The organism is Mesorhizobium sp. M7A.F.Ca.US.011.01.1.1 (genome assembly GCF_003998295.1).
Lineage (GTDB): Bacteria > Pseudomonadota > Alphaproteobacteria > Rhizobiales > Rhizobiaceae > Mesorhizobium.
On the sequence record NZ_RZRT01000003.1, the window covers coordinates 251,956 to 265,858 of the forward strand.

Annotated in this window: 17 protein-coding genes; 10 read left to right on the forward strand and 7 right to left on the reverse strand. The window is 62.9% G+C overall.

The genetic code is table 11. The features are described from left to right. From EOA13_RS38570 to EOA13_RS05930, 6 genes are all read left to right on the forward strand, one after another. Positions 1-768 carry a BTAD domain-containing putative transcriptional regulator gene (locus tag EOA13_RS38570; RefSeq protein WP_245490309.1) on the forward strand — a complete coding sequence of 256 codons (768 nt, stop codon included), beginning with the start codon at positions 1-3 and terminating at the stop codon, positions 766-768. Between the two features lie 113 nt (positions 769-881). Further along, the gene (locus tag EOA13_RS38575; RefSeq protein ID WP_245490310.1) at positions 882-1,721 is read left to right on the forward strand and encodes a tetratricopeptide repeat protein; all 840 of its coding nucleotides are present in this window, start codon (positions 882-884) and stop codon (positions 1,719-1,721) included. 82 nt (positions 1,722-1,803) lie between these two features. Beyond that, entirely contained in the window at positions 1,804-2,433 is a 630-nt protein-coding gene (locus EOA13_RS05915; protein ID WP_164779996.1) for a rod-binding protein, read from the forward strand. Positions 2,434-2,531: 98 nt separating this feature from the next. Then, complete coding sequence (locus EOA13_RS05920) at positions 2,532-2,957, forward strand: hypothetical protein (RefSeq protein WP_127290460.1); 426 nt, start codon at positions 2,532-2,534, stop codon at positions 2,955-2,957. Between the two features lie 97 nt (positions 2,958-3,054). After that, positions 3,055-3,570, forward strand: a complete 516-nt coding sequence (locus EOA13_RS05925; RefSeq protein WP_023810033.1) for a hypothetical protein — start codon at positions 3,055-3,057, stop codon at positions 3,568-3,570. A gap of 197 nt (positions 3,571-3,767) precedes the next feature. Further along, on the forward strand, positions 3,768-4,052 hold the full coding sequence (locus EOA13_RS05930; protein ID WP_127290462.1) for an SCP2 sterol-binding domain-containing protein: 285 nt from the start codon (positions 3,768-3,770) through the stop codon (positions 4,050-4,052). Between the two features lie 96 nt (positions 4,053-4,148). Here the strand turns inward: EOA13_RS05930 and EOA13_RS05935 are convergent, their stop codons facing one another. After that, positions 4,149-4,718, reverse strand: a complete 570-nt coding sequence (locus tag EOA13_RS05935; RefSeq protein WP_127290464.1) for an N-acetyltransferase — start codon at positions 4,716-4,718, stop codon at positions 4,149-4,151. Between the two features lie 171 nt (positions 4,719-4,889). Further along, positions 4,890-6,023, reverse strand: coding sequence for an ornithine/lysine decarboxylase (gene odc2 / locus EOA13_RS05940; RefSeq protein WP_127290466.1), 1,134 nt, complete (start codon positions 6,021-6,023; stop codon positions 4,890-4,892). A gap of 540 nt (positions 6,024-6,563) precedes the next feature. Here odc2 and EOA13_RS05945 point away from each other — a divergent pair. The 4 genes from EOA13_RS05945 (at position 6,564) to EOA13_RS05960 (ending at position 10,610) form a co-directional block, all read left to right on the forward strand. Continuing rightward, positions 6,564-7,760 (forward strand): amidase, encoded by a 1,197-nt coding sequence (locus EOA13_RS05945; RefSeq protein WP_127290468.1) that lies wholly within the window; start codon positions 6,564-6,566, stop codon positions 7,758-7,760. A gap of 2 nt (positions 7,761-7,762) precedes the next feature. After that, complete coding sequence (locus EOA13_RS05950; protein ID WP_127290470.1) at positions 7,763-8,662, forward strand: LysR family transcriptional regulator; 900 nt, start codon at positions 7,763-7,765, stop codon at positions 8,660-8,662. A gap of 89 nt (positions 8,663-8,751) precedes the next feature. Beyond that, positions 8,752-9,420 (forward strand): DUF1007 family protein, encoded by a 669-nt coding sequence (locus tag EOA13_RS05955; protein ID WP_027161413.1) that lies wholly within the window; start codon positions 8,752-8,754, stop codon positions 9,418-9,420. Next, positions 9,417-10,610: a nickel/cobalt transporter gene (locus EOA13_RS05960; RefSeq protein WP_127290472.1), complete on the forward strand. Its 1,194-nt coding sequence runs from the start codon at positions 9,417-9,419 to the stop codon at positions 10,608-10,610. Before EOA13_RS05955 ends, EOA13_RS05960 begins: the two co-directional genes overlap by 4 nt. 25 nt (positions 10,611-10,635) lie before the next feature. Here EOA13_RS05960 and denD read toward each other — a convergent pair whose 3' ends face one another. The 5 genes from denD to EOA13_RS05985 form a co-directional block, all read right to left on the reverse strand. Beyond that, positions 10,636-11,613 carry a D-erythronate dehydrogenase gene (gene denD, locus EOA13_RS05965; protein ID WP_127290474.1) on the reverse strand — a complete coding sequence of 326 codons (978 nt, stop codon included), beginning with the start codon at positions 11,611-11,613 and terminating at the stop codon, positions 10,636-10,638. A 16-nt stretch (positions 11,614-11,629) separates the two neighbouring features. Further along, a complete protein-coding gene (locus EOA13_RS05970) occupies positions 11,630-11,842 on the reverse strand; it encodes a hypothetical protein (RefSeq protein ID WP_126071175.1) in 213 nt (70 codons plus the stop codon). Between the two features lie 93 nt (positions 11,843-11,935). Further along, entirely contained in the window at positions 11,936-12,538 is a 603-nt protein-coding gene (locus EOA13_RS05975; RefSeq protein ID WP_127290476.1) for a zeta toxin family protein, read from the reverse strand. After that, on the reverse strand, positions 12,535-12,852 hold the full coding sequence (locus EOA13_RS05980) for a hypothetical protein (protein ID WP_127290478.1): 318 nt from the start codon (positions 12,850-12,852) through the stop codon (positions 12,535-12,537). The genes EOA13_RS05975 and EOA13_RS05980 overlap by 4 nt, the downstream gene beginning before the upstream one ends. 72 nt (positions 12,853-12,924) lie before the next feature. Beyond that, positions 12,925-13,902 (reverse strand): cation diffusion facilitator family transporter, encoded by a 978-nt coding sequence (locus tag EOA13_RS05985; RefSeq protein ID WP_127290480.1) that lies wholly within the window; start codon positions 13,900-13,902, stop codon positions 12,925-12,927. Position 13,903 lies beyond the last annotated feature (1 nt).

A 13,903-nucleotide genomic window follows, 5' to 3' on the forward strand; every position in this document is an offset into this window, starting at 1 on the left:
GTGGATCTTGTCCATTCCCGCGGGGAATTGATCGGCCTTGCGCCGGACGCGGTTCGGGTTGACGTGGAGGAGTTCGAAGCAGGCCTCTCGGCCCGCTCCGCGCCGGAGCTCGAAAAGGCTCTGGCGAACTATACCGGGCCATTCCTCGACGGGCTTTATCTGGGAAGCAATGGGTTCGATGACTGGGTCGCATCCGAGCGCGACAGGCTGCTGAGCCGCGCACTTGAGGGCTTCGAAAAATTGGCCCGCCTCGTCGACGCGGAAACCGGGGTCATCCTGGTCGATCGCGTTCTGGCCATGGAACCGACACGGGAAGAATCCTATCGGCTCAAGATGGAATTGCTCCTGGCATGTGGCCAACGCGACAGGGCGATCAGGACATACGAGGCTTGCAGAAGCATGCTGAAGAAGGAGTTCGGGGTCAAAGCCGGGCCGGAGACGCGAGCGCTTTGGCAATCCATGCTGTCTGCAGCCGACACGGCGTCAAATGTGCAGTCGGCAAAAGCTGTGCCAGCCAGCCAGCGCCTCGGGCGCCCATCGATCAGCGTTGCCGATTTCATCAATCTGACCGGAAAGCAAGGCGACGACTTTTTCGCCAAGGGACTCGTCCAGGACATCACCACGGCCCTCTCCGAGGTGGCCGATTATGTCGTGCTCTCCGCGCTTCCACCCGTGGAGAGAACCCTGCCGAAGAAGCCAAAAGCCCGGGAATGCTGCGGGCGCGATACGTGCTCAGCGGCAGTGTCCAGAGATCCGGCAACGAGTTGAGGGTGAACATCCAGCTTGTCGATGCCGCCGGCGGCCACAACGTCTGGGCCCAGAAGTTCGACGGCCACTCCGAGAACGCGCTCGAATTCCAGGACAGGATCGCACAGTCTGTTGTGCTGGCAGTGATCCTCGACCTTCAACTGACCAACTGGAAAGTCCGCGACAAGAGCCCGCCCGGCCCCCCTGAAGTGCGCAGGTTGGTGAACGAAGCTCTCATGAAGTATTTTGAGATGACCCGGGACTCCCTGCTGGCCGGGATAGAGCTTGCCGAGAAGGCTGCCTCGATAGGTCCCGACAACGCTCGTGCGAAGCGGACGCTCTCGATCACAATTTCCATGGGCGTAGCGTTTGGCTCGCTGCCCCGGGAGCCGGGGCAGATCGAGCGTGCGGTCGAGCTTGCGGAAGCAGCGGTACGGGCGGTGCCTGACGACGAAATTGCCCGCTGCATCCTGTCATTCGCTCTCGAAAGTTCCGGCCGCATCGACGAGGCGATCGCCGAATGCCAATATGCGATCAGCCTCAACCCGAGCTATCCGACCGGCCACGGCGACATTTCGATGCTCTTTGCGTTGCGTGGACAGGTCAGCGAAGCAGTGCGTGAGGCCAACGAGGCAATCCGGCTCGGAACGCATGACGTCATCGACTTCTGGCGTCACCATGGCTTGGTTGTTGCACTGTTCGCCGGCGGAGATGATCGGCGGGCGCTCGAAGTCGCCCGCAAGGTGGTCAGGACAAAGCCGGGATTCGTTCGCGGCGCCCTTTATTGGGCTGCGGCCGCGTCGGCAACTGGGAACAACGAAGAGGCCTCGCGGGCCATCCATCATTGCCTGTCGCAACTTCCACATCTCAACATGGCTAATGTCTGCCCCGGCTTTGTGCCGCGCTATGTGAAGGATCATCATCACGCGAGATTCCTTGAAATGCTGTCGAGGGCTGGCCTACCTGCTTCTTAGTGGAACCTGGCTACGCACCCGGGATCCGGAGAAACCATATCAAGCCCGCCGCTTGGCAAGCCTGCCACAAGCTTGTTGAGGCATGGTCTGGCTAAGGAAAACCGACAAAAGGCGGACTTTCTTGGCGATTTCTCCACCCAGCGACATCGTTATGGATGTGGCCCGAGCCGTCGATCCGACAGACATCGAGGCCGCCCGCGCCGCGCTGACAAAGCGGGCCGGCGGTGCCGCGGGCGCGTTTTCGGTCGACAGCGCCGGTTCGCTAGATGCCGCCGCTTCGGTCGATGCCGGCTCGGTCCTGTCGCGCGCCACCGCCGACAAGGCCGCCGCTTCAACCGACCCCGCCAAGAAATTCAAGAAGTTCGAGGCGATGGTGCTGCAGACCTTCATCCAGAACATGCTGCCCAAGGACACCGAAGGCGTCTACGGCAAGGGCTTGGCCGGCGACATGTGGAAATCGCAGCTTGCCGAGCGCGTGGCCGACGTCATGGCCGAACGCGGTGGCATCGGCATCGCCAAATCGATGCTCGCCGACCACTATGTCGAAGGCAAGCGCATAGTGCCGGTCGGTCCGGTTTCGGGCGGACCGGAAAAGACCGAGATCGATCAACAGAGCAGCCTGTCGACCTCGCTGGTCCACGAGTTGCAGCGCAGGGCGGCGCGGTCGATCACCGGTGACGAGACCACCGTCAAGACAGACATCAAGATCTAGGGCATAGGCCCCGAACCGGGAAACGGTTCTGGGGAGGATCATGCTCACCAAGCAGATAGTGCGTATCCGAGTTCAATCTAACCAGACCGGGATTTCTCATGGCCGACTTTTCGGAATCCACCTCCAACCTGCCAGCACGCACGACCGCGTCGGAAGCGCCGATCCCGTTCGCGCGGCCCGGCAACCTCGCCGCCATCATCGGTCGCATCGAGGAAGTGGTCGAGGAAGAGACCGCCGGCATCCGCAACGCGACCAACTATGATCTCAAGGCATCGAACGCCCGCAAGAGCCGCTACCTCTACGAGTTGACCCGCGCCATGAAGGGCGGCAGCGAAGCAGAATTCCTCGAACAGCACCGCGAGGGCCTGACCCGGCTGCGCCAGAAGCTGGCGAAGAACGAAGCGGCGATCCTGGCGCATCTCAGCGCGGTCAACGAAGTCGCCAGCCTGCTGCGGCACGCCATCCAGCGCGCCGAGACCGACGGCACCTACTCCGCCGGCGAGTTCGGCTGGATGAAGGCATGATGCCGAACACGAGCGACACATCGGAGATACTGCCGAAGCAACGGCGCAGTGCCGCGTCGCCTTCGCAAGGGACTGATCAAGGGACTGACAAGAGCCGATGATCAAGGTCATCGCCATCGCCGTCTGGATTTGCGCCGCAACCCTCGGCGCCGTGTTCTATTCGTTTCAGGCGGCCGGCGAGCGCGGTGTCGGCGAAACGCCGAAGCCGATGCTGGGCGGTCTCGACTACGTCAAGACCGACATCATTTCGGTGCCGCTGATCCGCGATTCTGAGATCGGCGGCTATTTCCTGACCAAGCTCGTCTACACCGTCGAGCCCGAGCAGATAAAGAAGCTGTCCATTCCGGCCGAAGCGCTGATCACCGACCAGGTCTATTCCTACCTCTATTCCAATCCGCAGATCGACTTCACCAACAAGGCGACGATCGATCTCGATGCTTTCCGCGCCGCCATCCGCGATACCGTCAACGCGCGTGTTGGCGCGCCTTTGGTGCATGAGGTTCTGATCGACCAGGTCAATTTCCTGTCGAAGGACGAAATCCGCGACAACTGGCTGCGCCGCAAGAAAAGCGAAACGGCGACCGAAATGACCAAGGCGTTCAAGGAACACTGAGTTGCCCTGCTCACAGGCCCGGTCACATCGAGCCTCGTCTGCCGCAAGGGCAGGAACCAGCCACCCGAATCCGCGTTGACGTAAACGTCAACCCAAAGCTATATGCGGCAGCGACCGTGATCGCGAAACCGCGGCATGGGCTTCGGCTGGATCGAAGCGCCGTTGCGAGACAGATGCAACCAGACAAGGAGAACAGCGTGAGCGTTCAGGAGATTGCCGAGAAGATCAAGTCGCGGGTGGCCAGCAGCGGGTTCGATCGTTCCGTGAAATTCGACACCGGCAGCGACGGCGTCATCGTCATCGACGGCGCAACCGTCTCGAACACCGATGCACCCACCGACTGCACCATCAAGCTCTCACTCGAGGATCTGGATTCGCTGATCGCTGGCGACCTGAACCCGACAATGGCGTTCATGACCGGCAAGATAAAGGTCGAAGGCGACATGACCGTCGCCATGGCGCTCAGCCAGCTGATCGGCTGAAGGCATCCAGCCGCCCAGGCGGCGGCACCCACCAATTGCGAAAAAACGCCGCCTTTTTCGGGCGGCGTTTTTGCATGAAATGCTGGCGGCTTCGTGTCAGGCCGCCGATATCAGCTCCTGCGCCTTCAGCTTGCGACCGGCCGCCTTCAGCGTGCCGTGCACGCCGTCAAGCGCGCCTTCCACCAGTTCCAGCGCCAGCAGGCGGTGCCGCTCATAGGGTCCTGGCATGGCAAGTGAACCGGTCTTCTCGGCCGAGAAGCCGAAGCGCGCGTAATAGGGCGCATCGCCGACCAAAAGGATAGCGGCATGGCCGAGACGCGCCGCTTCGGCGATGGCATGGCGCATCAGCGCCGAGCCGATGCCGGCATTCTTGAGCGACGGGTCGACGGCAAGCGGGCCAAGCAGCAGCGCGGCCGCACCGCCCTCGCCCAACCTGACATCCCACAGCCGCACGGTGCCGGCCACGCCGCCCGAAGCATCGCGGGCGACGAAGGCCAGGCCTTCCGAGGGCCGCCGGCCACGCCGCAACTTCTCCGACGACTTTTTCCTGCGCTTCGGCCCCATGGCCCGATCGAGCAACGCCTCGCGCGCCGCAACATCGGCGGCGGCTTCGGCGACCATCCCAAAGGCCGGTGCGTGGCCCCCAATTTCAACTGGCATTTCCATTTCAACTGACATTTCCATTTCCGCAATCCCTGGCGAGCGGAGATCTGTTCCACAGGCGAGCCCGGGTGGACGACAGGCGCCCACCTGGGATGATCTGATCGGCTCTCTCAGCGCATTTTCAGGCGAAGTTGTGTCCGGTTGGCCGTCCGAAAATGCGCTGAGGAAGCGCCGTCAGATCACGTAGGATCGGAGAGGCTCGAAGCCGTTGAAGGCGACCGCCGAGTAGGTGGTCGTGTAGGCGCCGGTGCCTTCGATCAGCACCTCGTCGCCGATCGTCAGCGACAAAGGCAGCGGATAGGGCGTCTTCTCGTACATCACGTCGGCCGAATCGCAGGTCGGGCCGGCGAGCACGCAAGGTGCGGTCTCCGTGCCGTCATGCGCGGTGACGATGGGGTAGCGGATCGCCTCGTCCATCGTCTCAGCCAGGCCGCCGAACTTGCCGATGTCGAGGAACACCCAGCGCACATTGTCGTTGGCCGCCTTCTTCGAGATCAGAACGACTTCCGACTTGATGACGCCGGCATTGCCGACCATGCCACGGCCCGGCTCGATGATGGTCTCCGGAATGGCATTGCCGAAATGCTTGCGCAACGCCGAGAAGATCGCCTGGCCATAGGCCTGGGCGGCCGGCACGTCACGCAGATAGCGCGTCGGGAAACCACCGCCCATGTTGACCATCTTCAAGACGATGCCTTCCTCGGCGAGCGTCGCGAACACCACCTTGGCGTCGGCCAGCGCACGGTCCCAGGCGGTCAGGTCGGTCTGCTGCGAGCCGACATGGAACGACACGCCATAGGCGTCGAGGCCGAGCCCCTTGGCATGGCGCAGCACGTCGACGGCCATCGCCGGCACGCAGCCGAACTTGCGCGACAGCGGCCATTCCGCGCCCTCGCCATCGGTCAGCACGCGGCAGAACACGCGCGCGCCTGGAGCGACGCGAGCGATCTTCTCGACCTCTTCGACGCAGTCGACGGCGAACAGGCGGATGCCGAGCTGGTAGGCGCGTGCGATGTCACGCTCCTTCTTGATGGTGTTGCCGAAGGAGATGCGGTCCGCCGGCGCACCAGCGTCCATCGCCATCTCGACTTCGGCAACGGAAGCGGTGTCGAAGGACGAGCCCATCGCAGCAAGCAGGCGCAGGATTTCCGGCGCCGGGTTTGCTTTCACCGCATAGTAGATCTTGGAATCAGGCAGCGCCTTCTCGAAGGCGCGGAAATTGTCGCGCACGACATCGAGGTCGACGACGAGGCAGGGGCCGGTCGGACGTCGGGTGGCGAGAAAGTCAAGAATGCGCTGGGTGGCCATCGGGGTCTCTCCATCAGCGCCTTTCGGCGCGCAATAAGGCTGCGGGACGCGGGCTGTCGGCCTCGCGAACTCGCGGTGGACAAAGGCGGGACGGAAATCCATGGAACCAGCCGGTGGAGACCCCGGAACCATGAAGCGCCGTCTCGCGGCGGTGAACCTTGGCCTTGCCCGGCCTCGGTTCGCTTTGTCTGCCTTGGCTTGGATGGGAGACCCGTCCGCACTGCCGGCAATGAAGGTGTGCCTCTTCAGTAACCCCGGTTTTTGGACAACCGGCAGAACACCAGAAAGGCCCGCACCGTCGTTGCTTCAAGGTGTCCTCGGGCTGGCGGTTGGCCGCTAGACCGACTGGAGGGGTTGGCTCCAGTTACCTTACCGATTTCCCTCACCATTCGAGGATCGGCGGACACCCACAGGCACGTGCGACTTTGGGCAAGCGCGATATAAGGGCGAAGACTTTCACAATCAATAAAAATCGTATCGGAGGTTGTAAAATTTCTGGCGTCGAACAATGTTGCGGCAACCGTATCCGGATATCGAACGATGACAGGCACGCACGGCCCTCTCAACGCCTTTCTCGATCTTCGCCAGATGCCAGTGGCACATGCCCAGCTCGGCCCGCTGGCCGGCCTGCGGCTGGCCGTCAAGGACATCTACGACGTCGCCGGCTACCGCACCGGTTGCGGCAATTTGCAAAAATTCGCCGAAAGCCACGCAGCTTCGCGCACCGCACCCGCCGTGCAGATGATCCTCGATGCCGGCGCACGCTTCGTCGGCAAGACGCAGACCGACGAGCTTGCCTTCGCGCTGTTCGGCCAGAATGCGCATTTCTCGTTTCCGGTGAACCCGGCGGCACCCGACCGCGTCACTGGCGGCTCCTCATCGGGATCGGCGGCGGCGGTGGCGGGCAGGCTGGCCGATATCGCCACCGGCTCCGACACCGGCGGCTCGATCCGCGCCCCGGCCAGCTTTTGCGGACTGATCGGGCTGCGCACCACGCATGGCCGCATTTCGCTGGACGGCACGATGAAGCTGGCGCCGAGCCTCGACACGTTCGGCTGGTTCGCCGACGACATCGAGACCTACGAGACCGTCGGCAAGCTGCTGCTCGGCCGCGATCCGCACCAGCATGTGTTGGACCGGCCGCTGGCACTGGATTGGCTGGATGGATTGGTCGCCCGCCCGGCGCTTGCCGAATATGGTGAAATGAAGGGGCTGGCGGGCAAGGTCTTCGGCGCGCCGATGACGCCGGGAGTGCGCTTCTCCTCATCTCCCGATGAACTCTACTGGTGCTTTCGCCGGCTGCAGGCCAGGGAGGCCTGGGCGGTGCATGGCGAATGGATCACCAGCGGCGAGCGCGGCCTTGGCCCCGGCGTCGAGGAGCGTTTCGGCTTTGGCCGCGCCGTCGACGACAAGACAGCCCAGGCCGAGAAGGTGCGACGTCTGACCTTTCGCGGCGAACTGAGCGCCCTGCTCGGCAAGAACGGCTTCCTTGTCCTGCCGACGGTGCCTGGTCCGGCGCCTTACGTGGACAGCACGCCGGAGCAGTTCCAGGCCTATCGCGAACGGGCGCTCCAACTTCTGTGCCTGGCCGGCCTGTCCGGTTTTCCACAGATCACACTGCCCGTCGGCTCGGTCGCCGGCGCCCCGTTCGGCCTGTCGCTGCTTGGCCCTTCCGGCAGCGACATTGCCCTGATACGGCTCGGCCGGAAACTTCTCGACGCGGCACGAAAGGCCTGACCATGGACACACTGACGCGCATGCGTGCCTTCATCGACGTGGTCGAGGCCGAGGGCTTTTCGGCGGCGGCGCGCAAGATCGGCCGCTCCAAGGCCTTGCTGTCCAAATATGTGCGCGAGTTGGAGGACGAACTCGGCGCTTTGCTGCTCAACCGCACCACGCGCCAGTTCTCGATGACAGAGGCCGGCCACACCTATTACCGGCGCGCCTCGGAAATCGTGCGCGAGGTCGACAGCCTGGCCGACGCGGTGCGTGAATCCTCCGGTGACGTGCGCGGCCGGATCAAGCTGTCGGCGCCGCGCACCTTCGCCGATGCGCCGATCGGCCAGTCGCTGATCGACTTCGCCAAGCAGCATCCCGACATCGTGCTCGACATCCAGCTCGACGACCGCTTCGTCGATCTGGTCGAGGAGGGCTTCGACCTCGCGGTGCGCATCTCGCGGCTGGAGAACTCGTCGCTGATCGCCAGGCGGCTGGCGCCGTTTTCGATAAAGCTCTGTGCCTCCCCCGAACTGATCACCAAGCATGGCATGCCGACAAGGCCGCAGGATCTCAGCCGCATGCCTTGCATCGTCGACACCAATGGCCGCGGACTGAACAACTGGCCGTTCAAGGGCGACAATGGCGATCCGGTGAGCGTTTCGGTGTCCGGTCCGGTCGAGGTCAACAGCCCGATGACGGCGAGAGCCGCGGCCGTGGCGGGCCTCGGATTTACCGTCCTGCCGGATTTCATCGCCGCGCCCGACCTCGCGAGCGGCCGGCTGGTGGCGGTGATGGATGACCGTATCCTGTCGGGCGGCGGTATCTTCGCCGTCTACCCGCACCGTCGCTATCTGCCGGCGAAAGTCCGCGTCTTCGTCGACTTTTTGGTGCAGTGGTTCAGGACGCGCGAGGCTGGCTGACCGGCGTCGATAGTCTCGCGGTCCCAATTTCGCCCCCTTTCTGGTAACTCTCGGCAACTCTTCCGAGGCCTATGGAATCGCGACCGAGAATGCACCTGAAACGGCACGCAATCATGCTGGCTTCGGCCTTGGCGGCTAGCTTTGCCGCCACTGGACCGGCTTACGTGCATCCGCATGTCTTCGCCGAGGCCCGCCTCGATGTGATTCTCTCCCCGGATCACCAAAGCGTGAAGGCTCTGCGTCATCTCTGGCGCTTCGACGATCTGTTTTCCTCGACCGTGATGATGGAGTTCGACAAGAACTCCGACCTGAAGCTCGACGACAAGGAGCTGAAGGAAGTCGCCGACACCGTTCATGCCTCGCTGGCCGAGTTCAATTACTTCCAGCTCGTCACCGTTGACGGCAAGGACGTGGCGATGACGCCGCCGCCGCATCTGATGGCCAATTTCGACAACGATCAGCTGATCATCCTGTTCGAGTCCGAACCGAAGGTGCCGATCAAGCTCAACGGCAAGATCGATATCGGCGTCTACGATCCGACATTCTACACGGCGATCGACTTCACCGAGGACTCCAACATCACGGTTGAAGGCCTGCCCTCGAACTGCACCAGCAAGGTGGTCCGTCCGGACCCGGACGAGGCCATCAAGGAAAACCAGAAGACCCTCACCGATGCCTTTTTCAACGATCCGACGGGCACCGATATGAGCAAGATCTTCGCCACCAAGCTCGAACTGACCTGTCAGCCAGAAGGATGAAGCCGGTGACGAAACCGTCCCTGCGTTTGGCATTCGGCCTGTTGGCCCTCACTGTCGCCATGATGCATGTCGCCGACGCCGCTCATGCCCAGAGTTCGCTCGGCATCGGCGTCAATGATGGCATGGCGCCCACCACCGGCCCGTTCGCCCACATCCTGATGTGGATCAATCTCAGGCAGCAGGAATTCTACCGCGCGCTGGCGACGGCGATGAAGGCGATGCGCCAGGACGGCAGCAAGATCTGGGTACTCGTCGGCCTGTCCTTCGCCTACGGTATTTTCCATGCGGCCGGCCCCGGCCACGGCAAGGCGGTGATCTCGTCCTACATGGTGGCCAATGAGGTGGCGTTGCGGCGCGGCATCCTCTTGTCCTTCGTCTCGGCGCTGCTGCAGGGCCTGACCGCGGTCGCGGTGATGGGGGTCGCCTATTTCGTCCTGCGCGGCACCTCCGTCTCGATGACGGACGCAGCCTGGTTCATGGAGATCATGAGCTTTGTCTTCGTCACCCTGTTCGGCGCCTGGCTGCTGTGGCGCAAGCTCGGCCCTTCCATCCTCCGTCTGTTCGGAAGAGGCCCGGCCTACAGCCTGTCGGCGGCTCATGCCGGCCATTCTCACGGTGGTCATTCTCATGGGGGTCATTCGCACGGCGCGCATTCGCATGCCGGTCATTCCCATGCAGCTCACAGCCATTCGGCGCATGCTCATGCGCACGCGCCACACGCGCATGACCATGTGCACGGCCCTTCGCACGATCATCACGATCATGCCGAACACGATCATGAACACCACGATCACGCGGCGGGCGAAGTCTGCGACACCTGCGGCCATTCGCACGCACCCGATCCGGCGCTGCTGTCGGGCGATCGCTTCGACTGGCGCACGGCGTGGACGGCGGTGGCGGCGGTCGGCATCCGCCCCTGCTCCGGCGCGCTGATCGTGCTCAGCTTCGCCCTGCTCAACGGGCTCTGGCTCGGCGGTTTGCTGTCGGTGCTGGCGATGTCGCTGGGAACGGCGATCACCGTATCGGCACTGGCCACACTGGCGGTGACCGCCAAGAACTGGGCGGTCTATTTCGCCGGCGACGGCCGCATGGGCAACCGCATCCACTCGATCGTCGAGATCGGCGGCGCCGCCTTCGTGTTCCTGTTCGGACTGCTGCTGCTGTCGGCAAGCCTGGCGGCAGGCGGATGATGCCCGACGCAGCGAGCCTCGGAGTTTAACCCGCGATCTTGCCGCCGAGCTCATCTTCGATATGAGCGCGGATGATCTCGTCAAAACTCTTTTCGGCGCTGAAGCCGAGCTCCCGTGACCGCCGCGCCTCGAAGCGTGTCGGCCAGCCCTTGACGATCGCCCAGATCGTCTCGTCCGGAACCTCGCGGATCAGGCTTACCGCCTTCGGCCCGGCGATGCGTTCCAGCGCCTCGATCTGCTCGCCGACGGTGACGGCGACGCCAGGCATCGTCAGGTTGCGGCGTGGCCCGACAGCGCTGCCGTCGATCCCCGCCGCATGGATCAGGAAATTGACCGCCGAGCGCGGGCTGGCATGCGTGTGCACGACCGAGCGCGGCACCGGCAGGATCGCTTCGTGGCCGCTCAACGGCTCGCGGATGATGCCAGAGAAGAAGCCGGACGCCGCCTTGTTCGGCTTGCCCGGCCGCACGCAGATCGTCGGCAGCCGAATGCCGATACCGTCGAAGAACCCGCGCCTGGAATAGTCGGCCAGCAGCGCTTCGCTCATCTGTTTCTGCGTGCCGTAGGAGGTCAGCGGCGTCGGATGGAATTCATCGGGAATGACATCCGGGAACGGCGCGCCGAACACCGCGATCGACGAGGTGAAGACGACGCGCGGCGCAAAGCCCGCCAGCCGGATGGCATCGAACAGGGCGCGCGTGCCGTCGAGATTGACGCGGTAGCCGAGATCGAAATTGGCTTCCGCCTCGCCCGATACGATGCCCGCGAGATGAAAGACGACATCGGGACGCGATGCGACCAGGCGCTCAGTGGCTCCTGCTTCGGCGAGATCGCCGGTGTGCAGCGTGACGCTGACGCCATCCAGGCTCGGCGCCTGTGGCGGCACGATATCGTGTAAATCGAGCGCGGTGATCTTGCGGCCGCGCAGCGTCCCGTCCTTCGCCAGCCGGGCGATGAGCTTGCGGCCGACCATGCCCGCGGCGCCAGTGATCAGAATGCGCATATCGAAAATCCCTTGCCTATTTACCTTGGTTTTTGCGCTGGTTGCGGGCGCGCAGCCAGAACACCGAGAAGAACGCCAGCACGAAGACGATGCCAAAGGCGCCGGCCAGCACGGTCGAAAGGCTGCCGAGAGCCAGCATTACGGTCGGCAGGTAGTAGGCGCCGATACCGAACAGAAGCATGATCCACACCGCGGCGATAAGAGCATTTCTGGTGTCGCGGTCCATCACCACTTTGCCCCGGTGTGGCCAGGATCAGCCGCGTGCGGATTCAATGCCATGAAATTCCTGTGTCCGTGAGAGTAGCGTTGATGCGGCACCGCATCATCCGCCTTGCGACGATGCATGCCCGTCAATCTCAAAGATGGCCTTTTCAAGATAGCCAGGAATGCGGTTTGCCCGGTGGATAATTTGACCATTTTTGACGCGTGCGATCAGGCGAAAATTTCTCGACCCGTTATCGCGGATGATCAACTCGTCGACCAGTGGCGAGACACGCGCAAGATTATCCATCACCTTATCGAAGCGCCTGGCAATGTCCTCGGCCGGAATACTATGGCCACCTTCCAACACGCGGTCGGCAACACGCGCGGCCGATAGAGCAGCACTTCCAATCCCAATGAACTCCATTTTCACAATAAAACCCGCCGCCCTGGCTGCTTCCATGTCTCGCATGGCCTGTTGACCGGAGAAGGTGGTTTCCACCGTAAATGACTTGCCTTGCTCGATGTGCTCTTTAATCATCTGGCGTGCCGCCCTGCCCACGGTCATGCCGGTGGATTCCGGTGCCTTAAGTCGTATCTGTTTTGCAATTGCATCGGGATCAATCCGCGTTCCCACGCTGTTTTTTCCAGCAAATGTAGTTTTGCCCGACCCATTAGGACCGGCAACAACAAGGAATACCGGTTTGCCGGTCGGCGGGCTCAACGCAGCGCGTCTGGAAGAGGCTTAACCGTCTCGACTCGCCACGCCTTCTTATTGGCCAACCATTCAATTTTTAGGAGACATCGTTTGCCATCCGGAAATTCGCGAACGATATGGTCCGCTGGTGTATTCGCGTCGCCATAGCTGATCGGAAAACCGGCTTCGAGCCGGTCGAGAGCCGCCTGGCCATAGCCATTTGCCGTAAGTTTGACACGATTGAGCTTGACCGGCCTCAACCGGTCCAACGTCGTGACAAGGTCCTTGGTCACCTCGACCTGCTTGGGAACACTTGCCTTTTTTAGTTCCGCATGCGACATCCGTTTTCCCCGTATTCATCTGGAAGTATAGCGCGCCGCCATTCTTCCGTCGACAATGCCGAAATTCCTGCGTCAGTGGAAATGGCCAGGATGCTGAAGCGCTTCGCGTTGGTGCCCGTGCTCGTCGCCATCGTCGGCGCACTGGCCGAATTCCGGTTCCACGGTGGCATGGCTGATGCCGTGCTCGCTGGCAAGCCGCTTCTTGACGGCACTCACCGCCTGATGCGCATCGACGCCCTCGTCGAGACAGGCATGCAGCGTCGCCATGTTGCTCGTCCCGTCGAGCGACCAGACATGCATGTGGTGCACTTCGCGCACGCCCTGGATGGTCGCCTCGATATCCCTGGCGATCAGATCGCGGTCGAGGCTTGGCGGCACGCCCTCGAGCAGGACATGGGCGGCTTCTCGCATCAGCGACCACGCCGTGTAGAGGATCAGCAGCGAAACCAGGACCGACAGGATCGGGTCGACCGGCGTCCAGCCGGTCGCCAGGATGACCAACGCCGCAACGATGGCCGCAGCCGAGCCGAGCAGGTCGCCAAGCACATGCAGGATGGCGCCACGCATGTTCAGGCTCTCGCGATCGCCGCCATGCAGCACGAAGAACGCGCTGATGTTCACCAGCAGGCCGAGGATCGCCACCACCAGCATTGGCCCGCCAAGCACCGGTGCCGGCGCCTGCAGGCGCTCCCAGGCCTCGTAGACGATCCACAGGGCGATGACGAAGATGGCGATGCCGTTGGTATAGGCCACCAGCGTCTTGACCCGCCCGAAGCCATAGGTGAGGCGAACGGTCGCCGGGCGGCTAGCCAGATGGAAGGCATACCAGGCAAGGCCGAGCGCGATCGAGTCGGCGAGCATGTGGCCGGCATCGGCCAGCAGCGCCAGAGATCCGGTGAGAATGCCGCCAAGGGCTTCGGCGACCATGAAGCCGCCGGTCAGGCAGGCTGCGATCAGAACGCGTTTCTTGTCGGTCGAGCCGTGCACATGGCCAGGCCCATGATCGTGCCCAGTGTGATCATGCCCGCTGTGATCGTTTGTATGTGCCAAT

Excerpts from the sequence above, each read along its gene's own strand:
- EOA13_RS05945 (WP_127290468.1), top strand. The coding sequence starts at position 6,564 with ATGACAGGCACGCACGGCCCTCTCAACGCCTTTCTCGATCTTCGCCAG.
- EOA13_RS05915 (WP_164779996.1), top strand. The coding sequence starts at position 1,804 with ATGGTCTGGCTAAGGAAAACCGACAAAAGGCGGACTTTCTTGGCGATT.
- EOA13_RS05950 (WP_127290470.1), top strand. The coding sequence starts at position 7,763 with ATGGACACACTGACGCGCATGCGTGCCTTCATCGACGTGGTCGAGGCC.
- EOA13_RS05980 (WP_127290478.1), bottom strand. The coding sequence starts at position 12,852 with ATGTCGCATGCGGAACTAAAAAAGGCAAGTGTTCCCAAGCAGGTCGAG.
- EOA13_RS05920 (WP_127290460.1), top strand. The coding sequence starts at position 2,532 with ATGGCCGACTTTTCGGAATCCACCTCCAACCTGCCAGCACGCACGACC.
- EOA13_RS05960 (WP_127290472.1), top strand. The coding sequence starts at position 9,417 with ATGAAGCCGGTGACGAAACCGTCCCTGCGTTTGGCATTCGGCCTGTTG.
- denD (WP_127290474.1), bottom strand. The coding sequence starts at position 11,613 with ATGCGCATTCTGATCACTGGCGCCGCGGGCATGGTCGGCCGCAAGCTC.
- EOA13_RS05935 (WP_127290464.1), bottom strand. The coding sequence starts at position 4,718 with ATGGAAATGCCAGTTGAAATTGGGGGCCACGCACCGGCCTTTGGGATG.
- odc2 (WP_127290466.1), bottom strand. The coding sequence starts at position 6,023 with ATGGCCACCCAGCGCATTCTTGACTTTCTCGCCACCCGACGTCCGACC.
- EOA13_RS05955 (WP_027161413.1), top strand. The coding sequence starts at position 8,752 with ATGCACCTGAAACGGCACGCAATCATGCTGGCTTCGGCCTTGGCGGCT.
- EOA13_RS05925 (WP_023810033.1), top strand. The coding sequence starts at position 3,055 with ATGATCAAGGTCATCGCCATCGCCGTCTGGATTTGCGCCGCAACCCTC.